General features: G+C 64.1%; 19 protein-coding genes and 1 pseudogene. 14 read left to right on the forward strand and 6 right to left on the reverse strand.

Annotated features, from left to right (window positions below; genetic code table 11):
* The first annotated feature begins 60 nt into the window (after positions 1-60).
* Positions 61-1,050 (forward strand): MBL fold metallo-hydrolase, encoded by a 990-nt coding sequence (locus tag ACSQ27_RS14155; RefSeq protein WP_436156119.1) that lies wholly within the window; start codon positions 61-63, stop codon positions 1,048-1,050.
* A gap of 12 nt (positions 1,051-1,062) precedes the next feature.
* Here the strand turns inward: ACSQ27_RS14155 and ACSQ27_RS14160 are convergent, their stop codons facing one another.
* Positions 1,063-1,470 (reverse strand): BLUF domain-containing protein, encoded by a 408-nt coding sequence (locus ACSQ27_RS14160; protein ID WP_436156120.1) that lies wholly within the window; start codon positions 1,468-1,470, stop codon positions 1,063-1,065.
* A gap of 78 nt (positions 1,471-1,548) precedes the next feature.
* Here ACSQ27_RS14160 and ACSQ27_RS14165 point away from each other — a divergent pair, with 78 nt between their 5' ends.
* Positions 1,549-2,307: a Crp/Fnr family transcriptional regulator gene (locus ACSQ27_RS14165; protein WP_436156121.1), complete on the forward strand. Its 759-nt coding sequence runs from the start codon at positions 1,549-1,551 to the stop codon at positions 2,305-2,307.
* Positions 2,308-2,434: 127 nt separating this feature from the next.
* Complete coding sequence (locus ACSQ27_RS14170; protein WP_436156122.1) at positions 2,435-2,752, forward strand: hypothetical protein; 318 nt, start codon at positions 2,435-2,437, stop codon at positions 2,750-2,752.
* 21 nt (positions 2,753-2,773) lie between these two features.
* On the opposite strand, the gene ACSQ27_RS14175 is transcribed toward ACSQ27_RS14170, so the two are convergent.
* Positions 2,774-3,706 (reverse strand): DUF6279 family lipoprotein, encoded by a 933-nt coding sequence (locus tag ACSQ27_RS14175; RefSeq protein WP_436156123.1) that lies wholly within the window; start codon positions 3,704-3,706, stop codon positions 2,774-2,776.
* On the opposite strand from ACSQ27_RS14175, the gene glmU reads away from it, so the two are divergent.
* The 3 genes from glmU (at position 3,705) to ACSQ27_RS14190 (ending at position 6,448) form a co-directional block, all read left to right on the forward strand.
* Positions 3,705-5,132, forward strand: coding sequence for a bifunctional UDP-N-acetylglucosamine diphosphorylase/glucosamine-1-phosphate N-acetyltransferase GlmU (glmU, locus tag ACSQ27_RS14180; RefSeq protein ID WP_436156124.1), 1,428 nt, complete (start codon positions 3,705-3,707; stop codon positions 5,130-5,132). The two genes, ACSQ27_RS14175 and glmU, sit on opposite strands and share 2 nt — an antisense overlap.
* 128 nt (positions 5,133-5,260) lie before the next feature.
* The gene (locus ACSQ27_RS14185; protein WP_436156125.1) at positions 5,261-5,839 is read left to right on the forward strand and encodes a hypothetical protein; all 579 of its coding nucleotides are present in this window, start codon (positions 5,261-5,263) and stop codon (positions 5,837-5,839) included.
* 15 nt (positions 5,840-5,854) lie between these two features.
* Entirely contained in the window at positions 5,855-6,448 is a 594-nt protein-coding gene (locus ACSQ27_RS14190; protein ID WP_436156126.1) for a hypothetical protein, read from the forward strand.
* Positions 6,449-7,074: 626 nt separating this feature from the next.
* Here ACSQ27_RS14190 and ACSQ27_RS14195 read toward each other — a convergent pair.
* Positions 7,075-8,040, reverse strand: coding sequence for a DMT family transporter (locus ACSQ27_RS14195; protein WP_436156127.1), 966 nt, complete (start codon positions 8,038-8,040; stop codon positions 7,075-7,077).
* A gap of 143 nt (positions 8,041-8,183) precedes the next feature.
* On the opposite strand from ACSQ27_RS14195, the gene ACSQ27_RS14200 reads away from it, so the two are divergent.
* From ACSQ27_RS14200 to ACSQ27_RS14220, 5 genes are all read left to right on the forward strand, one after another.
* Positions 8,184-9,098: a LysR family transcriptional regulator gene (locus ACSQ27_RS14200; protein ID WP_436156128.1), complete on the forward strand. Its 915-nt coding sequence runs from the start codon at positions 8,184-8,186 to the stop codon at positions 9,096-9,098.
* Between the two features lie 108 nt (positions 9,099-9,206).
* Positions 9,207-10,328, forward strand: a complete 1,122-nt coding sequence (locus ACSQ27_RS14205) for a dipeptidase (RefSeq protein WP_436156129.1) — start codon at positions 9,207-9,209, stop codon at positions 10,326-10,328.
* 71 nt (positions 10,329-10,399) lie between these two features.
* Positions 10,400-13,357 carry a DUF2339 domain-containing protein gene (locus ACSQ27_RS14210; RefSeq protein WP_436156130.1) on the forward strand — a complete coding sequence of 986 codons (2,958 nt, stop codon included), beginning with the start codon at positions 10,400-10,402 and terminating at the stop codon, positions 13,355-13,357.
* On the forward strand, positions 13,354-14,784 hold the full coding sequence (locus ACSQ27_RS14215) for a DUF3999 domain-containing protein (protein WP_436156131.1): 1,431 nt from the start codon (positions 13,354-13,356) through the stop codon (positions 14,782-14,784). The genes ACSQ27_RS14210 and ACSQ27_RS14215 overlap by 4 nt, the downstream gene beginning before the upstream one ends.
* A 29-nt stretch (positions 14,785-14,813) precedes the next feature.
* Complete coding sequence (locus ACSQ27_RS14220; RefSeq protein ID WP_436156132.1) at positions 14,814-15,464, forward strand: FABP family protein; 651 nt, start codon at positions 14,814-14,816, stop codon at positions 15,462-15,464.
* On the opposite strand, the gene ACSQ27_RS14225 is transcribed toward ACSQ27_RS14220, so the two are convergent.
* Positions 15,461-15,946 carry an Lrp/AsnC family transcriptional regulator gene (locus ACSQ27_RS14225; protein ID WP_436156133.1) on the reverse strand — a complete coding sequence of 162 codons (486 nt, stop codon included), beginning with the start codon at positions 15,944-15,946 and terminating at the stop codon, positions 15,461-15,463. The two genes, ACSQ27_RS14220 and ACSQ27_RS14225, sit on opposite strands and share 4 nt — an antisense overlap.
* A 133-nt stretch (positions 15,947-16,079) precedes the next feature.
* Here ACSQ27_RS14225 and glmS point away from each other — a divergent pair, with 133 nt between their 5' ends.
* Positions 16,080-17,930: a glutamine--fructose-6-phosphate transaminase (isomerizing) gene (gene glmS, locus ACSQ27_RS14230; protein WP_436156134.1), complete on the forward strand. Its 1,851-nt coding sequence runs from the start codon at positions 16,080-16,082 to the stop codon at positions 17,928-17,930.
* A 344-nt stretch (positions 17,931-18,274) separates the two neighbouring features.
* The gene (locus ACSQ27_RS14235; RefSeq protein WP_436156135.1) at positions 18,275-18,748 is read left to right on the forward strand and encodes a hypothetical protein; all 474 of its coding nucleotides are present in this window, start codon (positions 18,275-18,277) and stop codon (positions 18,746-18,748) included.
* Positions 18,749-18,888: 140 nt separating this feature from the next.
* Here ACSQ27_RS14235 and ACSQ27_RS14240 read toward each other — a convergent pair whose 3' ends face one another.
* Both ACSQ27_RS14240 and ACSQ27_RS14245 read right to left on the reverse strand, forming a co-directional pair.
* Positions 18,889-19,212 (reverse strand): hypothetical protein, encoded by a 324-nt coding sequence (locus ACSQ27_RS14240; RefSeq protein WP_436156136.1) that lies wholly within the window; start codon positions 19,210-19,212, stop codon positions 18,889-18,891.
* 221 nt (positions 19,213-19,433) lie between these two features.
* Positions 19,434-19,691: pseudogene (locus tag ACSQ27_RS14245) on the reverse strand (IS21 family transposase); the annotation flags it as partial.
* A 663-nt stretch (positions 19,692-20,354) separates the two neighbouring features.
* Here ACSQ27_RS14245 and yghU point away from each other — a divergent pair.
* Entirely contained in the window at positions 20,355-21,242 is an 888-nt protein-coding gene (yghU, locus tag ACSQ27_RS14250; RefSeq protein ID WP_436156137.1) for a glutathione-dependent disulfide-bond oxidoreductase, read from the forward strand.
* The last annotated feature ends 178 nt before the right edge of the window (positions 21,243-21,420 follow it).

Here is a 21,420-nt window from a genome sequence, read left to right on the forward strand (position 1 = left end):
ATTCCCGGCAGAAGCGGCGGCCCCTGTTCCGCCCTCCGCCGCGCCCCACCAGGAAACCCCATGTCCAAAGCCTTCGCCTCCCAGTCCGACCTGACCGACAAGACCATCACCTTCGAGCAGCTCAGCGCGCACTGCTGGGCCTATACCGCCGAGGGCGACCCGAATTCCGGCGTCATCATCGGCGACAAATTCATCATGGTCAGCGACGCCACGGCCACGCCGGCGATGGCGCAGGACCTGATCGCGCGCATACGCAGCGTCAGCGACAAGCCCATCAAGTATGTGCTGCTCACGCACTACCACGCGGTGCGCGTGCTCGGCGCCAGCGCCTACGCGGCCGAGGGCGCGACCGAGATCATCGCCAGCCGGGGCACTTACGAGCTCATCGTCGAGCGCGGTGCGCAGGACATGCAAAGCGAGATGGAGCGCTTCCCGCGGCTGTTCCGCAATGCCGAAAGCGTGCCCGGCCTGACCTGGCCGACGCTGGTGATAGACGGCGGCAACCCCGTCAAAGGCGAAAAGCCCGGCAAGCTGGTGCTGGACCTGGGCGGCGTGAAGGTGCAGGTCTGGCACCCCGGCCCCGGCCATACGCGCGGCGACACCATCGCCTGGATTGAAGAAGAAAAAGTGCTGTTCTCGGGCGACCTGGTCGAATACGAGGCGGGCGTCTACACCGGCGACGCCCAACTCGAGGAGTGGCCCGCCACACTCGAAGCCCTGCGCGCGCTCAAGGCCGAGGCCATCGTGCCGGGCCGTGGCGAGGCCATGAAGGGCGCGGCCAACGTCAACAAGGCGCTGGATTACACCAAACGCTGGGTCGAAACGCTCTACAAGGCCGGCAAGGAAGCCGCCGCCGCCGGCATGGACCTCAAGGCCGCCATGGACCACACGCGCAAAAGCATGGACCCGGTCTTCGGCCATGTGTTCATCTATGAGCACTGCCTGCCGTTTGACGTGAGCCGCGCCTTTGACGAAGCCAGCGGCATCAAGAACCCGCGCATCTGGACGGCTGAGCGGGACCAGGAGATGTGGAAGGCGCTCCAGGGCTGAAGCCCGGCGCGGTCAGGAATCCAGGTCCAGGCTGGACAGCAGCCCGACAAAAGCGTCGAGCGCGGCCTGGCCGTCCAATTGCTCCATGCGTTCCAGCACATCCTCATCCTCGACCAGGCAATAGCCCAGGCTGAAGCGCCGGAAGCGCCTCGCGGCCAGTTCACCGTGGTGCAGCACCTGCATATTGATATGGCGGCTGTCCTGGCGGATACGCTCCAGCAGCGCCAGCACCTGCTTTTGCCCGCCTTCAAACTGCTGGCAAAAGCGCATGCCGTCAAAAATCAGCAGCCCGGTGATGTCACGCTCGGCATTGGCCAGGCGGGCCTTGGCGGCGATGTCGCCGACGACGCTCAGCGGCGCTTCGGGCGCCAGGGTGCTGACGTAAAGGATTTCATACAGAGAGGTGCTTATTTTTGTCATTGCGGCCCAATGTAGCGGCCCGTGCCGGGGCGCACAATGTCAAAAGACACAGGCAAGTGCACCTAAGATAGGTCTTTTATGAATATCCCCACGCCAACTTCAGCGATCTGCCCGCCGCGCTGCAATGCCTGCGGTTTGCGTGAGACCCGGGCTTTCATGCCGGTGAATGCCGAAGAACTGAAGTTCATCGAGACCTTCCGCACCGGCACCACGATGGTGAAGGCCGGCGCCACCATACTTCCCGAGCAGCAACCCAACGGCAAACTCTTCACGCTGTATTCGGGCTGGGCTTTTCGTTACAAGACCTTGAGCGACGGCCGCCGGCAGATTCTCAATTTTTTGCTGCCGGGCGACTTCATCGGCCTGCAGCAGAAGTTCGCCGACGGCGCCATGCACGGCATCGAGGCCGTGACCGATGCCAGCCTCTGCGTGTTCCCGCGTGAGGGTTTATGGGAGCTGTTTCGCAACTTCCCCAACCTGGGCTACGACATCACCTGGCTGGCGGCGCGCGAAGAGGGCATGGTGGACGACCACCTGCTGACGGCCGGGCGGCGCAACGCCACCGAGCGCGTGGCCATGCTGCTGATGCATTTGTTCCGCCGGCTGGATCGCGTGGGCATGGCCGCAGGCGGCATGATTGAATTCCCGATCAACCAGCAGCACATCGCCGACGCGCTGGGGCTGTCGCTGGTGCACACCAACAAGACGCTCAGGCGCCTGCGCCAGCTGGGCCTGCACGAGATCCAGGACGGCAAGCTGCGCCTGCTGAACACCCGGGCGCTGGAGCGCATCGCCGATTACTACGATACGCCGCCCCCGCAGGTCCCCTTGCTCTGATTCAGCCCTGTAGGCGGGCGCCGACAGCAAGCCCCTTTGGCGGATGACAGGCGCGCCCCGTCCCCGGTCTTAATGTGGCTCCCTTGCCCGTGAATTGGCGAGACCCGACACCACCCAGGAGACGCTCATGGACCACGCACAAGCCCCCGGCGCACGGCTGCAGCAGCAACCGCCCCGCTTCTCGGACCGGCAGCAACAGCAAAGCAGCGGCTCGCGCGAGTTCCAGCCGCGCCAGTCGAAGCCCGGCGACGCCCCGTCCGGCCAGATGGGCGAGGGCAGCTATGAAGGTACGCGCAAATACCAGGAAAAGATCAAGTCCTACCTGAAGGACGCCGACGTCAAGTCCGACGCCGAGGCCGCAAAGCCAGAATCGCCGCAGCAGGCGGAGGAGTTGAAAAAGGCTGAAGAGGAAGGCCGTTCGCACACCAAATCGCCTGGCCAATAAGCTCCGTTCGCCAAACCCCGCTCAGGATTTCTGCGTGCTGAGAGTCCTGAAATCCTGCTCGTAGCGATGCAGGTTCTCCACCGCCTTGTGGCGCTGCGCCGGCGTCGTGCTGTTGTGCAGCTCCGCCAGCGTGGCGCAGGCGTCCTGCGTCAGCTTCTCCATGTAGTCGCGGTAAGCCGCATCGGGTGAGGTGAGCGTGCGCTCAAACAGCCCGCGCATCGCGGCCTGGGTTTTCTCGGGCGTGCCCTGGCCTGCCACCAGCGGGCGCAGCGTGTGCAAGGCGTCCTGCTGGCGGCGGATTTTTTCGGCATAGCTGCGCGTCGCATCGAAGTGTGAGTTGTCGATTCGCCGCGCGATCACGGCCAGCTGCTTTTTCTCCAGCCCGCCGTAGAGCATTTCAGCGCGCTTGACCGCCTCCTTGTAGCGCTTGTCGCGCTGGGCCTTGGGCGAGGCCTCCAGGAAGTCCTCGCGGTACTCGTCATTGCCCTTGGCGAAGCGGCGTTCCAGGGTTTTCAGCTGGCCGGCCTGCAGCGAACTCACCAGGGTCGCCATGGGCGGCTCCGCCTGCCGCGACAGCGCCACGAGTTTGCCGCGCACGTCGGTGTAAATCGCGCAGGCCGCCGCGGCGTCCATGTCCGAAGGCATTTGCTGCTGCAGTTTTTGCAGCGCCTCGATATAACCGGGCAGCTGCGTCTGGCGGTGCCAGGCCTGCAGTTTGTCGAGGTCCGCCTTGACCTGCAGGCTTTGCGCGTCGGTGAAGTCGAAGTGGCGATCCAGCTGCCAGTAGGCGAGTTCGGGCGCCTGGTTGTAGGCGAGTTTCATGAGGCTGCAGCTCTGCAGCAACCCGGCCAGCGCCAGGATGGCCAGCCCGCCGATAATCCGTGTGCAGCGTCCCGTACCCGCCCCGGCGGCCCGGGAGTGCGTCATCACCCCAAGATCCAGAGGAAATTTCATGGCAACCCCAATCGATGTCGTCATCATGGCCGCGGGCAAAGGCACGCGGATGAAAAGCAGTTTGCCTAAAGTGTTACACCGATTGGGCGGGAAAGCTTTGCTGGCGCATGTCATCGAATGCGCCGCCTCGGTGTCGGCGCGCCAGGCAGTGGTCATCACCGGCCATGGCGCGGCGGAAGTCGAGGCCGCCTGCACCCGTTTTACCGAGGCCGCGGGCGCCGCAACTGCCCCGGTGGCATTGCGCTTCGCGCGCCAGGAGCCACAGCTCGGCACCGGCCACGCGGTGCAGCAGGCCCTGCCCCTGCTGGCCGACGACGGCGTCACGCTGGTGCTCTCGGGCGACGTGCCGCTGACCCAGGCCGCCACCTTGCAGGCACTGATTGACCAGTGCGATGGCCAGCGCCTGGCGCTGCTCACGCTCAGCATGGCCGAGCCGACGGGTTACGGCCGCATCGTGCGAGCCGGTGCCGAAGCCTCCGCGCAGGTGCGCGCCATCGTCGAGCACAAGGACGCCAGCGCCGCCCAGCGCGAGATCCGCGAGATCTACAGCGGCATCATGGCCGTGCCCACACGTCTCCTGCGCGCCTGGCTGGCCCGGCTCGACAACAAGAACGCCCAGGGCGAGTTTTACCTCACCGACATCGTGAAGTTCGCCGTGGCCGACGGCGTGGCCGTGGTGGCCCACCAGATCACGGACGCGGCCCAGGTGGCCGGCGTCAACAGCCCGGTGCAGCTGGCCGAGCTCGAGCGCGTCCACCAAGGCCGGCTGGCCGTCGCCCTGATGGAGCAGGGCGTTCGCCTGGCCGACCCGGCGCGCCTGGACGTGCGCGGCCCGCTGGCCTGCGGCCAGGATGTCGAGATCGACGTGAACTGCGTCTTTGAAGGCGCGGTCACCCTGGGCCAGGGCGTACGCATAGGCGCCAACTGCGTGATCGCCAACTGCAGCATCGCCGCCGGCGCCGTCATCCACCCCTTCACCCACATCGACGGCGAAAAACTCGGCGTGAAGGTGGGCGAGGGCGCGCTGATCGGCCCCTTCGCGCGCCTGCGCCCCGGCGCGCAGCTGGGCGCCGAGGTGCACATCGGCAATTTTGTCGAGGTCAAGAACTCCACCCTGGCCAAAGGCGCCAAGGCCAACCACCTGGCCTACCTGGGCGACGCCACCGTGGGCGAACGCGTCAACTACGGCGCCGGCAGCATCACCGCGAATTACGACGGCGCCAACAAGCACCGCACCGTGATCGAGGCCGACGTGCACATCGGCAGCAACTGCGTGCTGGTAGCGCCCGTCACCATAGGCGCGGGCGGCACGGTGGGCGGCGGCTCCACCATCACCAAGAGCACCCCGCCCGGGGCGCTCAGCGTGGCGCGAGGCAAGCAGGTCAGCCTGCCGAACTGGAAGCGGCCGGCCAAGGCACCCCGCTAGGTTGCAGGTACACGACACCCCTGGGGGACGGACTGTTGCGAATCGCAAGGAGGCGTTAATATTCGTAACAGCGCCGCTTGCAATGGGATGGCGTGTATTCCAACAACCAATAGACAGAGGGGATTTTCATGTTTCAAGATTTCAGGCGCGCAGCCGCGTGCGTGGGTATTGCCGTGTCCGCCATCCTTGCCGGCTGCGCCGGCCCGGCGCCCAATTACGCACCGTCCATCGACAACGTCGAGACGCTCAAGAAGATTCAGGGCGCGCCCGCCGTGAAGACCGGTGTCATCAGTGTCGCGCCCGGCCTGCAGGGCGGCGCCTCGCTCCAGATTCGTGCCAATACCATGACCTCGCCCGTCGGCAGGAACTACGGCGACTACATCGCCGAGGCGCTGCGCCAGGAACTGGAACTGGCCAAGCTGTACAACCCGCAGTCGGGCGTTGAAATCAGCGGCACGCTGCTCAAGAACAACATCGATGCGGGCGGCTTCAGCAGCAGCGCCGGGCAGATCGAGGCGCGTTTTGTGGTGACCGCCAACGGCCAGGTGCGCTTTGACAAGGTCAAGCGCATAGAGAAGAAATGGGAAAGCTCTTTCGCCGGCGCCGTGGCCATTCCGCTGGCGGCCAACAACTACCCGGTGATGGTGCAGTCGCTGATCACCGCGCTGGTGACCGACCCTGATTTCGTCAAAGCCATTCGCAACTAAACCGGGATGACCACCATGAACCGACTAGTTGGCTATGTTTTCTCGGCGCTGGCCTGCGTTGTGCTGTTTGGCTGCGCGCACCCCATCACCATGAACCCCGACCTCGCGGCCGTCACCGTGCCCGCCGGCGCCAAGCCCATCGCCAAAAAGGTGGGCTACCACATCCCCGACGCCCTGCGCTCGGTGGAAGTGACCACGCCCGGCGGCGGCGGCGACAAGGTGCGCTACTTCCCCTACCGTGACATCGAGCCCGGCTTTTACAAGGCGCTGTCCGAGTCATTCACCAGCGTGACCAAGGTGCGGAACCCCAAGGACTTCGCGGCCCTGCAGGCCGGCGGTGTCTCCCTGCTGATCACGCCGGAAGTCACCACCAACTCGTCCTCCGACGGCGCCTTCACCTGGCCGCCCACGCAGTTCAGCGTCAAGCTGGTCTGCACCATCGTCGATGCCGCCGGCCAGCCGGTCGAGACGATACGCGTCAGCGGCGAGGGCGGGGCGACCTTCTCGGAGTTCAAGAGCAACTTTTCGCTGGCGGCAGTGCGGGCTTCGAATGACGCGCTGGCCAAGCTCGTCAAGGCGCTTGTGGAGTCGCCGGCCCTTCGGAAGTAGGACCGGGTCTTGCGCCGGTCTGCGCGCTCTCTGCTGAGAGTGGCTGGCCGGGGGTAGCCCGGCGGCAACTCACTTTTCTTTTGCTTCGCCAAAAGAAAAGTAAGCAAAAGAAAAGGCGACCCTGGTTGCTGCGTCCCTCCGCTTCGCTACGGGCAACCTGCGGTGCTCGGTTCAGGCGGGGTCTCGCTAAACTCGCCTTCGGCTCAGACAACGCGATCCCTGATCCGCCTGAACCTCCGCTCCTCGGCGCATCCACAAGGGGTGGGTACCAAAATACCAATACCAAAAACCACAAGGACTCGCCTAGGCGAGTCCTTGTTTGTATTTGTCTTCTTGGTATTTCTGTCTTCGGTTCCCGCTCCCGATTGCCCCGTCCTGGCTGGGCCGAGGAGCGCAGAGACAAGCGGATCAGGGCTGGCGTTGTCTGAGCCGAAGGCGAGTTTAGCCAGACCCCGCTTGGCTCGAGCACCGCAGGTTGCCCGAAGCGAAGCGTAGGGACCCAGACTGCGGGTCGCCTTTTCTTTGGTGACTTTCTTTTGGCGAAGCAAAAGAAAGTTACTGGCCGCCGGGCCATTCCCGGCCAGCAGAACTCAGAAGAGCCCCCGCCGCCGGAACAAAAACAGAACCTAGGCCTTAACTCGATTCACCAAAAACACCCCAAATATCGCCAACCCTCCACCCGCCAGCAGGCTAGCACTCAAAGGCTCGCCAAGAATCAACCACCCCAGCAACACGCCGAAAACCGGCACCAGATTGTTGAATACCACGGTCCGTGCAGCGCCCAGCTGGCGCAGGCCCTCGTAGTACCAGACAAAGGCCACGGCCGTGCCCAGCACGCCCAGGAACACCAGGCCGGCCCAGACCTCGGGGGTGAACGACGCAGCATGCACGTTGGGGAGGTCGCGCAGCGCCAGCAGGCCCAGGAACAGCGTGCCCCAGATCGCAGCCCACAGGGTGGCCAGCACCGGCGACAGGCCTTGCAGCAGCTTGCGGCCTACCAGGGTGTAGACGGCCCAGGCGCAGACCGCGCCGAACATCGCGAGTTCGCCCTTGCCCAGCGATTGCATGATCTGCGAGAGGTCGCCGCGGGTCACCACCACCCAGACGCCCAGCAGGGCCAGCGCCACGCCCAGCCAGCGTGTGGCCGACAGCCGGTCGCCCAGCAGTGCGGCGGCGATCAGCAGCGTGACCACCGGGTTGAGGGCGATGATCAGCGAGGTGCGGCCGGCCGGCAGCACCGACAGCGCGGTGAAGAACAGCAGGTTGTAGGCAAAGATGCCGGTCGCGCCCAGCGCCATGGTGCCCAGCAGCTGGCGCCGCGTGATGCTTGTGATGGCGCGCAGGCCTTCGGTGAAATGCAGGGCCGCCAGCAGCGCCAGCGTGGCGAAGACAAAGCGGATAAAACCGGCTGTGGCCGGCGGCAACTGGGCCGAGATCACGCGCCCTGCGATGAAGGTGCCGCCCCAGAGCACCGGCACGCAGGTCAGGCGCAGGTAAAGGCCCCAGAGCTTGCTGCCTGACGGACTGGGCGCGTGTGAAAGCGGCGTGGCGGAAGCCAGGGCGGCGGAGGCGGGTGGAGAAGCAGTCGTCATGGAGGCTGAGGGTTGGGCTGGTGTTGGGACTGGTATTGGGGGAACCGTAAATCAGGTAGATTTGATGCATGAGATTAGTTGTTAAACCACTCACTATCAAATGAGTGTTTACTCATGAATATCGGTAAAAGGATTGACGCATCATGACCCTGGCCCAACTCGAAGTGCTGATCACCCTGGACGAATGCCGTAGCTTTTCGCGCGCCGCCATGCGCCTGGGCACCACCCAGTCGGCCGTCAGCCATGCGCTGCGTGCGCTGGAGACGGAGTTCGGCGTCAAGCTCGCGTTGCGCGATGCCTCGGGCGTCTCCATGACCGACGCCGGTGAGCGCTTGCTGCTGCGCGCCCGCGAAATGACGGCGCTGGCCGCCACCATGGCGCAGGAGCTCGGCGACGCCCGGGAGCTGAAGACCGGCACGCTGCGCATAGGCTCTTTCGGCCCCACTTCCACCGTCAACCTGCTGCCGCCGCTGCTGGCCGCCTTCAAGCAGGGCCATCCCGGCGCGCAGGTGCGCATCGAGGAGGAAAGCGACGAGGTTGTTGACGACTGGCTGCTGCAAAAGCGCGTGGAGCTCGGCTTCGTTGTGGTGCCCGATGAGCGCTTTGAGGTGCTGCCGCTGGTGCAGGACGAGTTCGTTGCCATCCTGCCGGCCGGCCATGCGCTGGCCGCGCACGCCGCCGTGCCCATCAGCGCGCTCACCGGCCTGGACTTCGTGCTGACCGAGGCCGGATGCGGCCCGGTCATCGTGCCCATCCTGCAGAAAAACATCACGCGGCCCAAGGTGCTGTACCACTTCACGCAAATCATCTCCATCCTGCAGTTCGTGCAACGCGGCCTGGCGGTCTCCGTCGCCGCGCGGCTGGCGCTGCCCGATGCGCCCGACGGCGTGGTCTACCGGCCGCTGCTGCCCGCGCAGCCGCGCACCGTCGGCCTGGCCTGCCTGGACGCGGCCAGGCTTTCGCCGCTGGCGCGGGCCTTCTGGGACACCGCGCGCGAGCGGTCCAGGCCCCCAGGCCCGGCCGCCAAGGCAACGCGCGGCAGGCTGCTGGCCGCCTGAGGCACGGGTATTGCTATCCATACTTATTAACCCTGTCTTGGGGGCAAACCCCGGCTTCGACCCCGTGCGGCTGCCTCCACAATGGCCGCAACATCAAGAGGAGTGAGCATGAAGGAAACGACGGGGAATTTTCAGGCCGCGCGCCGCGTCCTGCTGGGCCGGTTTGCGGCGGGCGCGGCCGTGGCTTTGATGCCGATGGCGTCGCGCGCGCAGGCGCCCGCAGCCGGCCGCGTCATCCCGATCGCCGACATGCATTCCCACCTGGGCATCGTGGGCCGCACGCGTTCCCCGGCCGACCTCGCCACCGAAATGAAAACCCATGGCGCGACGCTGGTGTCCTGGGCCATCGTGGGCGATGCGCCCTGGCTGGGCAATGGGCCCAAGGGCGTCATCCAGCAGGGCGAGCCCACACCCGCCGAGCTCTCGGCTTTCTTTGAGAAAACTCTGGACGGCATGCTGGCCTATGCGCAGCAAAACCAGCTCGCCATCGTTCGCACCGCCGCCGACGTCGATGCCGCCCTGGGCGGCAAGCACTCGGTGCTGCTGGCCAGCGAGTCGGCTGAATTCATCAGCACCGACCTGGCCCCGCTGAAGAAAGCCTTCGACAAAGGGCTGCGCCAGATGCAGCTGGTGCACTACATCCGCAATCCTATCGGCGACTACTCCACCGCATCGGCGGTGCACAACGGCTTGAGCCCGCTGGGCCGTGATCTGGTCAAGGCCTGCGAGGCGCTGGGCATATTGCTGGACCTGGCGCACTGCAGCACGCCGGCCATAGACCACGCCCTGGAAATCGCCACCAAACCCATGATCTGGTCTCACGGCTGGGTCGACAGCGACGCCGGCAACTACCGCGACCAATACGGCTACCTGATGCGGCGGCTGTCCATAGACCAGGCCAAAAAAATCGCCGCGCGCGGCGGTGTGGTCGGGCTCTGGGGCCTGGGCCTGCGCCAGCCGGCGCAAGCCTACGGCTGGAAGGTCGGCCAGCAGGACCGCGCGGGCTACGCGCGGGAAGTCGCCAAACTCGTCAACATGATTGGCGCCGACCACGTCGCCTTCGGCACCGATATCGCCGGTATGGGCAATGAGTGGGCCATCAACGACTACAGCCACGTGCGCGAGGTGGTGCAACTGCTCGAAGGCCAGAAGCTGGACGCCGCCACGATAGAAAAAATCGCCTCAGGCAATTTCGCCCGCGTGCTCAAGGCCACCTTGCCCGCAGCCTGACCAGCCGGCTGCCGTCGCCGCGGCACCATCAAGTACTATCAGCCCATTCATACAAGAGGGAGGCTGAAGCCATGATCATCTGGAGCATTGTGTGGGGCATCGTTCTGGGGTGGCTGTGGCCGGGCTATGGCGACGCCGGTCCTTTTGTGGGCGGCTTCCTCGGTTTCTTTGCCGGCCTGTCGCTGCGCTGGGCGGTGCGGGCCGAAGTGGAGGCCGTGCGGAAAAAAGCGCCGCCGCAAGCGGCGCCCGCCGCCCGCCAGGCGCCTGTCGCTCCGGTCGCGCCGGGTGCCCCAGCCGGGGAGATCGTGCGCACCGGCCCCTTGGCCCCTCCTGCCGCCGCTTCCGTTCCCGCGACCGCACCGGCCATCGCCAGCGCCGCCGACAACGAAGCGGCACCGGCACAAGTGCCTGACCTCGCCCCCAACGGCCTGCCGCGCGCGCAGCCCGCCGCGGCGCCTGCCAGGCCCGCCACCACCACCCGCCCCGCCTACAAACCGGCCGAACCCAACCCGGTGGAGCTGGCCCTGCTGGCCGCCAAAAACTGGTTTCTGGGCGGCAACACCATCGTGCGCGTGGGCCTGGTCATCCTGTTCATAGGCCTGTCTTTCCTGGCGCGTTATGCCGCGTCGGCCGGCCTGTTTCCGGTCGAGTTCCGGCTCGCGGCCATAGGCGCGGCGGCCATCGCGCTGCTGGCCGTGGGCTTTCGCAAGCGAAACGACAAGCCCGGCTTCGCACTCGCGCTGCAGGGCGCCGGCGTCGCGGTGATGTACCTCACGGTGTTCGCCGCCTTCCGCCTCTACGGCCTGCTGGATCCGCTGCCGGCCTTCGCGCTGATGATCATCGTCTGCGGCCTGAGTTGCGCGCTGGCGCTGCTGCAGAATTCGCGCGCGCTTGCGGTGGCGGCGTTTGCCGGCGGCTTTGCCGTGCCGCTGCTGCTGTCGACGGGGCAGGGCAGCCACGTGGGCCTCTTCAGCTACTACACGCTGCTCAACCTGGCCATCCTGTTCATCGCCTACAAGCGCTCCTGGCGCATCCTCAACGTCGTCGGTTTCATCGCCACCTTCGGCGTGGCCACGGCCTGGGGTTTGCTCAAGTACCTGCCCGAGAACTACGCCAGCGCGCAGCCCTTCCTCATCGTCTTTGTGCTGATCTACCTGTTCACCGCCATCCTGTATGCGCGCAACACGCCGACCCGGCTGGGCAATGCGGTGGACACCATGCTGGTCTTCGGCACGCCCCTCGTGGGCTTCGGCCTGCAGGCCGGGCTGGTGCGCGGCATGGAAATGGGCTCGGCCTTCTCGGCGCTGGGTTTTGCCGCGCTCTACCTGTTCACGGCCATGCTGCTGGCGCGGCGCGCGCTGGCCAGCTACCGGCTGTTGATTGAATGCTTCATGGCCGTGGGCGTGGGTTTTGCCACGCTGGCCGTGCCGCTGGCGCTCGATGCGCAATGGACCTCGGCTGTCTGGGCACTCGAAGGCGCGGGCGCCTTCTGGGTCGGCATGCGCCAGGCGCGCTGGATGCCGCGCGCCTTCGGCCTGCTGCTGCAGGGCGTCGCCGCCATGGCTTTCCTCGGCGGGCTGGAGCATGCCACCCGCGGCCTGGGCTACCATGTCATTGCCATTCCTTTAGCCAACCCGGTCTTCATAGGCGCGATGCTGATCGCCTTGCCCGCGCTGCAGCTGGCATGGTGGCTGCGCCGCCCCCTGCCGCACAGCGAGTCTTCCTGGGCCAAGGCCTATGCGGGCGTGGAGTCCTGGCTCTCCGTTCCCGTCTACCTCTACGGCTTTGTCTTCTGGTGCCTGGGCTGGCTGCTTGAGATCGCGCGCCGCGTGCCGGCGCTGGAAGCCGACGCCTTACCCCAGCATGTCTTCAACCAGCGCACCAGCGAACTGCTCATGATGCTGGCCGTCGTCGCCAGCATGGCCTTGTCCATGCTGCTGGGCCTGAAGAAGCAGTGGCCGGTCGCGACCTGGCCCGCGCGCATCAGCGTTGCCGTGCTCGCGCTGGGCTACCTGGCGCAAACCGGCCAGGGCTACCGCGTGCTGGCCACACCGGCCTGGGCCGTCTGGCCGGTGGTGCTGGTGCTCCACTACTGGATGCTGCGACAGACCGACCGCCTGGCCCAGGCCCCGGCCGTGGCCGGCGGCGCAGGCCGCGTGTCACCCTTCGGCTTCCTGCATGCGGCCGGCGCCTGGCTGGTCACGGTGCTGCTGGCCGACTGTCTGTGGTCCGGCATCGGCAAGGCCGAACTCTGGCGCACCTCCTGGGCCGGCGTGGTGATGCTGGTCAGCGCCATCGCCGTGCTGATGCTGCTGGCCACCTGGGCCGGCAAGGCCAACCGGCAGGCGCAGCGCCAGGCCTTCGCATGGCCGCTGAACCCGCATGCGCAGGCCTACTACTGGCTGGCGGCGCTGCCGCTGGTGGTGCTGGTTTTCTGGGGCACGCTGGCCGCGGCGATCCATTCCTCGGGCCACACCGCGCCGCTGCCTTACATCCCGCTGCTCAACCCCACCGACCTGACCCTGGCGCTCGCGCTGGGTGGGCTGGTGTTCTGGCGCCGCGTGCTGGTGACGGCCGCGCCGGCGCCTGCAGGCTCGGCCTGGGCCACCGGCCGCAATGCGCTGGTGGCGCTGGCCTTGCTGGTGTTCATCACGGTCAACACCGTCTGGCTGCGCATCGCCCACCATTTCTTCGGCGTGCGCTGGGATGCCGATGCGCTATTCGCCAGCTTTGTGGTGCAGACCGGCTACGCGATTTTGTGGACGCTGCTGGCGCTGAGCCTCATGGTGCTGGCGCACCGCCGCGTGCAGCGGCCGCTGTGGCTGGTGGGCGCGGGCCTGCTGGGCCTGGTGGTCGTCAAGCTGCTGCTGATTGATTTGTCGAACGCCGGCGGCGCCGAACGCATCATTGCCTTCATCGTGGTCGGCGTGCTGATGCTGGTGGTCGGCTACTTCGCGCCGCTTCCGCCCAAGGCACAAGCCGCCGCAGCACCCGATGCCCCTGACCTGAAAGAAGAGGCCCTGCCATGAAGAAGTTCGAGTACGCCCGGTTCCTGACGCTCGCGTTGTCGGCCGGCCTGGCCGCGCCGCTGCCGGTGTTGGCGGCCGATGCGCCAGACGCAGCCAACGCCAAGTCTTATGCCGTGCGCATTCCCGTCACGCCCGCACCCGACGCCCCGCTGCAGCGCCTGCTGCTGCCGGCCGAGGCGCTGGTGCGGCTGCAAAGCCCGGCCTATGCCGACCTGCGCATCTTCAACGCGGCCGGCCAGCCCGTGCCCATGGCGCTGGCCAGTGTTCCCACGCCGACCTCCACGCAGGAGCACAGCGTCAAGCTGCCCGCCTATCCCATCCTGGGCACCGAGGGCGCCGCCGCCGCGGGGCTCGAAGGCCTGTCGCTGCGCATTGAGGAGCGCCAGGGCAAACGTGTGGTGCAACTCAACACCGGGGGCACCACCACGGGCACGGCGGCCCCGCAAAAAGTGCTGGGCGCGCTGCTCGATGCGCGCAAGCTCAAGGAGCCCGTGGCCGGCATGACGCTGGACGCCGACCTGCCGGTCGGCCAGCCCGTCACTTTTAATGTGCAGGCCAGCAAGGACCTCAAGAGCTGGCGCCCGCTGGCCGACACCGTGCTCTACCGCGCGGACGCTTCGGCCTCGGCGGCCAGCCTGGGCGACACCCGCCTGGACCTGTCCATGGCCGACCTCAAGGACCACTACCTGCGCATCAGCTGGGGCAGCGCCGCCGTCACCGTCCGTGGCGCGACGCTGCTCACCTCGCAAAGCACGGCCGTGCGCCAGCGCGTCAGCGCGACCATGGCGACGCCTGCACTGACCAACGCGCATGAACTGGTTTTTGCGCTGCCGTTCGCCACGCCGGTGGCCGCGCTCAGGATCACGCCGCAGGGCAGCAACGTGCTGGTGCCGATACGCGTGCTGGGCCGCAAGCATCGTGAACAACCCTGGGCCTTGCTCGCCAGCTCGGTGGTCTACCGCCTGGGCGCGGCCGGCAAGGAGCAGTCCAGCGGCCCCGTCGATTTGCAGGGCGCCTCGGTGCGCGAAGTCAAGATAGAAGCCGACGCCAAGACGCCGGGCTTTGCCGCCGCACCCGAGATCACGCTGCAGTTCGAGCCCGCGCAACTCGTGTTCCTGGCCAGCGGACAGGGCCCGTTCACGCTGGCGGCCGGCCAGGCGAGCGCCGCCGCTGCCTTTTTGCCCATGGCCAGCCTGATCCCCAACTACCAGGCCTCACAGGAAAACGCGCTGCCCTTGGCGCAGGCCGATGTGGCCAAGGCCGACGTCACCGGCGGCGGCCTGGCCGGCCCGCTGGTGGCCGGCTCGCCGCAGGGCGATGGCTTGCCCACGCGCAGCTTGGTGCTCTGGGGAATATTGCTGCTCGGCGTGCTGGCCCTGGCCGGCATGGCCTGGGGCCTGCTCAAGCAGACCAAAAAGACGGACTGACCCGGCCCGCGATTTCCCGGAAACAAGCCATGAGCACCGAGACCTTCCCCCAAGACATCTACACCGAGCCCGAGGTCGATCCCGACACCCTCGCCAACCTGGGGCCCTTGCGCGCCATGGCCGGCATCTGGGAAGGCGCGCGCGGCGCCGACGTCAAACCCGTGGTCACCGGCACCAAGACGCAGGCTTATATAGAGCGTTACGAGCTGCACCCCATAGACGCGCAAACCAACGGCCCGCAGGCGCTCTACGGCTTGCGGTACCACACCTTCATCCACAAGCCCGGCTTCACCAAGACCTACCACGACCAGGTCGGCTACTGGCTGTGGGAGCCTGCCACCAGCACCATCTATCACACGCTCGCCATTCCGCGCGGCCAGGTCGCCATGGCCAGCGGCAAGGTCGCGGCCGATGCGACGCAGTTCGAGCTGGTCTCGGAGCGCGGCAGCCTGACCAACGGCATCGTCTCCAACCCCTTTATCGAACACGCCTTCACCACGCTGTCCTGGCGCATCGCGGTCACGCTCAACGCCGACGGCAGCTGGTCCTACTTCCAGACCACGGTGCTGCAGATAGAGGGCCGCGACCAGCCCTTTGACCACACCGACCGCAACACCCTTGTCAAGGTCGGCGAACCTGCGTTGAATCCCAAGGCGCTGGCAGTGCAGCAGGGCGCTTAAGAGCCCAGCAACACCCGCGGCTCGAACTTCGCGCGCCGCGTGCTGAAAAAAGCCTTCACGTTGCGCACGTTCGCATCGCTGGTGAACAGCCGCTGCGCCAGCGCCAGGTAGCGCGGCATGTCGGCCACGTGCACCACCAGCATGAAGTCCGGCCCCGGCGAGACGCGGTAGCACTGCTGCACGGCTTCGTCCGTGATCACACGCGCCTCAAACGCCTCCTGCTGCTCTGCGCCTTGCCGCTCCAGCGTGATCTCCACCAGCGCCGTGAGCCCATGGCCGGTAACGGCGGCCAGCTTGTCGACATTGAGCAGCGCGACGTCGCGCTCCACCAGCCCCGCATCGCGCAGGCGCTTGACGCGGCGCAAACAGGTGGGCGGCGAGATGTGGACGCGCTCGGCCAGCGCCTGGTTGCTCAGCGAGGCATCGGTCTGCAGGCTGTCCAGCAGCTTGAGGTCGATCTCATCAAGGTTTACTTGTTCCATAAATATACTTTAAATGAAATTAAACTCAATCTAAATGGAATAGTGAAATTAAATTCCATAAATCAAGAAAAATCAATCACATAACAAAACAGCAAGCCCGTAGCATCAAGCCATTCTTTTTCAGGAGACCTCCATGTGCGGCATCGTTGCTTCCGTTTCGACCCGAAATATCGTTCCCATCCTGGTGCAGGGTTTGCAGCGCCTCGAATACCGCGGGTATGACTCCTGCGGTGTCGCCGTGTACAACGGCGGCCTCAAGCGCGCACGCAGCACCTCACGCGTGGCCGAGCTGCAGGAACAGGTCGCCCACGACAAGCTCGAAGGCGCCACCGGCATTGCCCACACGCGCTGGGCCACGCATGGCGCACCCGTCGTGCACAACGCCCACCCCCATTTCAGCCACGGCAGCGGCGCCGCTTCGCAAGCCAAGCCCGGCAAGGTCGCGCTGGTGCACAACGGCATCATCGAGAACTACGAAGAGTTGCGCGCCGGCCTCAAGGCCAAGGGTTATGTCTTCGACAGCCAGACCGACACCGAAGTCATCGTGCACCTGATGGACAGCCTGTATGACGGCGATTTGTTTGAAGCCCTCAAGGCCACCGTCGCGCAGCTGCATGGCGCATATGCCATCGCCGCCTTCTGCAAGGACGAACCGCACCGCGTCGTCGGCGCGCGCGCAGGTTCGCCGCTGATCCTCGGCGTCGGCAAAGACAAGTCCGAGAACTTCCTGGCCAGCGACGCTATGGCCCTGGCCGGCGTGACCGACCAGATCGTCTACCTTGAAGAAGGCGACATGGTCGACATCCAGCTCGGCAAGTACTGGATCGCCGGCAAGGACGGCAAACCCGCGCAGCGCGAGGTCAAGACCGTGCAGGCCCACAGCGGCGCCGCCGAGCTCGGCCCCTACCGCCACTACATGCAGAAAGAAATTTTTGAGCAGCCGCGCGCCATCGCCGACACGCTCGAAGGCGTCGAAGGCATAGTCCCCGAACTCTTCGGCGACCAGGCCTTCCGCGTCTTTAAAGAGATCGACTCCGTACTGATCCTCGCTTGCGGCACCAGTTATTACAGCGGCTGCGCCGCCAAATACTGGCTCGAAGCGATTGCCGGCATCCCCACGCAAGTCGAGGTGGCCAGCGAATACCGCTACCGCAGCTCCGTGCCCAACCCGAAAACGCTGGTCGTCACCATCACCCAGAGCGGCGAAACGGCAGACACCCTGGCCGCGCTGCGCCACGCGCAAAGCCTGGGCATGACGCAGACCCTGACCATCTGCAACGTCTCCACCTCGGCCATGGTGCGCGAATGCAAGCTCGCCTACATCACACGCGCCGGCGTCGAGATCGGTGTTGCCTCCACCAAGGCCTTCACCACCCAGCTCGCCGGCCTGTTCCTGCTCACGCTGGCCCTGGCCCAAAGCAAGGGCAAGCTCAGCGAGGCAGAAGAAGCCGGCCACCTCAAAGCCATGCGCCACCTGCCCGCCGCCCTGCAAGCCGTGCTGGCACTCGAGCCGCAAGTCATCAGCTGGGCCGAAGACTTCGCCAAGATGGAAAACGCGCTCTTCCTGGGCCGCGGCCTGCACTACCCCATCGCACTCGAAGGCGCACTCAAACTTAAAGAGATCAGCTACATCCACGCCGAGGCCTACCCCGCCGGCGAACTCAAACACGGCCCCCTGGCCCTGGTCACCAGCGAGATGCCCGTCGTCACCGTCGCACCCAACGACGCGCTGCTCGAAAAGCTCAAAAGCAATATGCAGGAAGTCCGCGCCCGCGGCGGCGTGCTCTACGTCCTCGCCGACGCCGACAGCCACATCGAAAGCAGCGAAGGCCTGCACGTGATCCGCATGCCCGAACACTACGGCGCGCTGAGCCCCCTGCTGCACGTGGTGCCGCTGCAGCTGCTGGCGTATCACACGGCCGTGGCGCGGGGGACGGATGTGGACAAACCGAGAAACCTGGCCAAGTCCGTCACCGTAGAGTGACGGATTTGGGACGGCACGAAGTTGATATTCCGCGCAATTAAAGTCGTAAACAGGTTATTAAAGTCGTAAACACGCCTCTAGCATCTATGCGGGTTGACGGGCTGTTCGATATTTGAGACGAATCTCTAAGTCGTAAACATGTACCTCCGAAGAAATTCACTTCTAGCAATGGCAATATGTGGCCACCGCTAGCTACAAATTCTTGGCCGGCGTGCAGACAACAACTTGTGATGAAGGAATCCATGCGCCCCCACTCGAAGAAGATCGCTTGCATTGGGTGGGGCTCGCTAATTTGGGACCCGAGAAAGTTGCCACTCATAGGTGATTGGAACCAAGATGGTCCAATGCTGCCCGTTGAGTTTGCAAGAGAATCATCAGGGCGCAAGATCACCCTCGTGATCTGCAAAGACGCGGTTTCCGTGCCAACACTATGGGCACTCATGGATGTCGCCGACGTGATAACTGCACGGCAGCAGCTTGGCGTGCGCGAATTCGAAGACGCGACACCAAAATGGATTGAGACCAATATCGGCTTCTGGAATCGATCAAGCGGCGAGCAGTACGGTGACGGGGCAGATGCTATAGCCGCCTGGGCACGGCCGAGAGATCTTGCTGGAGTAGTGTGGACAAATCTCAGTTGGGGATTCAAAGATAAGGCTCGCAACGGGAAATTTCCGAGCGGCGAAGAGATCGTGACGCATCTGCGCGACCTGAACGGCGCGGAGCGAATAGCGGCGGAAGAATACATCCGCCGCGCACCTCAGCAAATTGATACTGCGTATCGAAGGCTGATCACTGCAGCATTGGCGCTGAGCTAAGCCTTCACGACTCTACGTCCATGATGAGTTCATCAGTTGCAAGCCAGCCGGCACACTTAAAAGCGTTGCATCTTGTCTTGCGGAGGTCCGGCCCAGACTGAAGAGGAGGATTAGTCCTGCTAGTAGCCATCTAGCCGGGGTCAGAAAAGCTTGTTCAAGGCTTCGAACATTGCCGCAAACCGTTTCTTCACATCATTAGGCAAAGCTGTGGGAGGAGTAGCTCCGAAGGTGGCCGCGACTGCATAGTGGTTGTACCCACCGCTCGGCCGAATCTTGATCCCCTTGTCACTCAGATGCTTTTCGAGGCGGTGCACGATGCGATCTCCTGGCGGTAAATCTGCTTCAATTAACGTGACACCACCAAGCTGTTTTGCAAAAGTCTTGTTGAAATACTCCAAGTACATCTCAGGCTCAAGAAGATCCTCGATATCCGTGGCTTTGGAGTTCTGGCCCAGCTTCGTCAAATCCCTGAATTGCGAAACGTTGAAAATCGATTTGGCCGAAAGCAGCTTTTGGCGAACAAGATCGTCAAGCCTTTGTTCAGGGGTGCCGTTGTAGTCGTGTTGTTGAATTGCACTGAAGTCTGACCCGAGTTTTCCATCGAATCTTGACCCACACTCTTTGTGAGCAGAAGCTGCTCACGATGTGGATAAGTTCTTGGTTTTCTCCTTTTTGGGCTGAGTGTGTGGATCTGCCTCAAAGTGCGCCGCTGTTTCCGCGATTTTGTTGCCTCGATTACCAGCCAGGTGGCCAGCTTCTCGGCGTAGGGATCGAGCTTGCTTGAGCTGACCCGTCTTGGGTACTTGGGCTCGCTCTCTTCCGATCGCAGGTGCTTCTTCACTGTGTTGCGAGCCAGGCCTGTACGCCTTGAGATCTCGCGGATGGACATCTGATCCCTCAATGCCCAACGTCTGATGACATTCAATGTCGCCACGTCTATCACTCCTGAATTCCCCTGCTTTTAAAACAAGCAGGGTAGTGCCTACGTGGGTCAGATTTGGATGGAAATTACTGCGCTAACTGGATCAGATTTCGACGGAATTCAACAAATCCAGGAAAGATACTCTACGAAGACGACCACCAAGTCGTGGTGGAAGAGTGGAGGCGGCTTTGAGCGCGCATCAAGCGCCTGCGAGGACGCCATTTAACGTGTCAATCGGCGCGGGCCTACAACAGCAGGAGGCCTCCAGCTTCTAACCAGTTGGAGGGCAAAGCGGCTCGGCTGGACAGGACAAAGACCGCAGCAAGTCTTCTTCGCGGCGCAATCAGCTTTCTCCCACACAAGCGCGGCATCAAAGGTCGCGGCGGCGGGAAGTGCCCCATCTGGATAACCCAGCGTTGCGATTGTTCGAATGGCCGAACAGTGAATTCGACTTGAGGCCCTATGTGAATTCTTCAGGTCTCAATAGAATTTCCGCATCGAGAAGAAAGTTTGAATTATCTAACCATGCTTTGGCATTCTAGGGAATCAGAGCGATAGGGGCTGCGATTTCTCTGAAGGGAGCCAAGCGGCATTAGGTTGAATGCGATTGAAGCCTCGCACCCAATATCAGACCAAACAGTTTCTCAATCATTCCTGGAATTTCCGGCCCAAAAGGAGCAACCGATGACTAAAGCCACCCTTGAAAACCAACCTGCAGGCTATGTACCAGCGAAGGTCTGGACCCCGAAAAACAACTATGGCGGCACGTTCGGCAGCATTAACCAGCCAGTGTCGGGCGCGAGGTTCGAGCAAGAACTACCGGTCGGCAAGCACCCATTGCAGTTGTACTCGCAGGGAACGCCGAATGGGCAGAAGATCACCATCATGCTTGAGGAGTTACTGGCGGCAGGGCATTCAGGTGCCGAATACGATGCGTGGTTGATCGACATCTTCAAGGGCGATCAATTCGGAAGCGGCTTCGTAAAAGTTAACCCCAACGGAAAGATCCCGGCGCTTGTTGACCAGTCGACGGATCCGGTCACCCGCGTCTTCGAGAGCGGTTCGATCCTCGTCTACCTCGCTGAACGATTCGGCGCATTTCTGCCGACCGAAGGCCGTGCTCGGACGGAGACATTCAACTGGCTAATGTGGCAGATGGGCTCGGCGCCTTTCGTCGGCGGCGGCCTGGGGCATTTCTACGCATATGCGCCGCTCAAGATCGAGTACGCAATCGACCGGTATGCGATGGAAACCAAGCGGCTGCTTCACGTTCTGGACACCCACCTGGCTTCTCATGAATTCCTGGCGGGTGATCAATACACCATTGCAGACATGGCAATTTGGCCGTGGTACCCAGGCAGTCTTTACGGTGTGTACAACACGCACGAATTCCTGGCTGTCGAGGAATACGAGAATCTTCTGCGCTGGTACTGGGCGATTTCTGAGCGACCCGCTGTGGCGCGAGGCAGAGTCGTCAATCGCATCTCCGACAAACCGGGCGAGTTCCTACGTGAGCGCCACAGCGCAAGTGATTTTGAATCCTTGTTGCGGGACAAAAACTCGCGCGCTTGAGCCCGTCCTCTGCGATCACCCTAGCTGGGCTGTCGCGGGCTTTTGATCGGGCCAGCTTAATTTTCGACGCTTTTTACTGTGCTGTGGCTTTGCCACGGGGTGCGGCCACGGCTTTGCAGTTGATTAAGCGGCGCCGTACTCCGATTTTCAGCCCAGTGACGACCTGTCAGGCCCCGAC

Source organism: Polaromonas sp. LjRoot131 (genome assembly GCF_964252805.1).
Classification (GTDB): Bacteria; Pseudomonadota; Gammaproteobacteria; order Burkholderiales; family Burkholderiaceae_C; genus Polaromonas.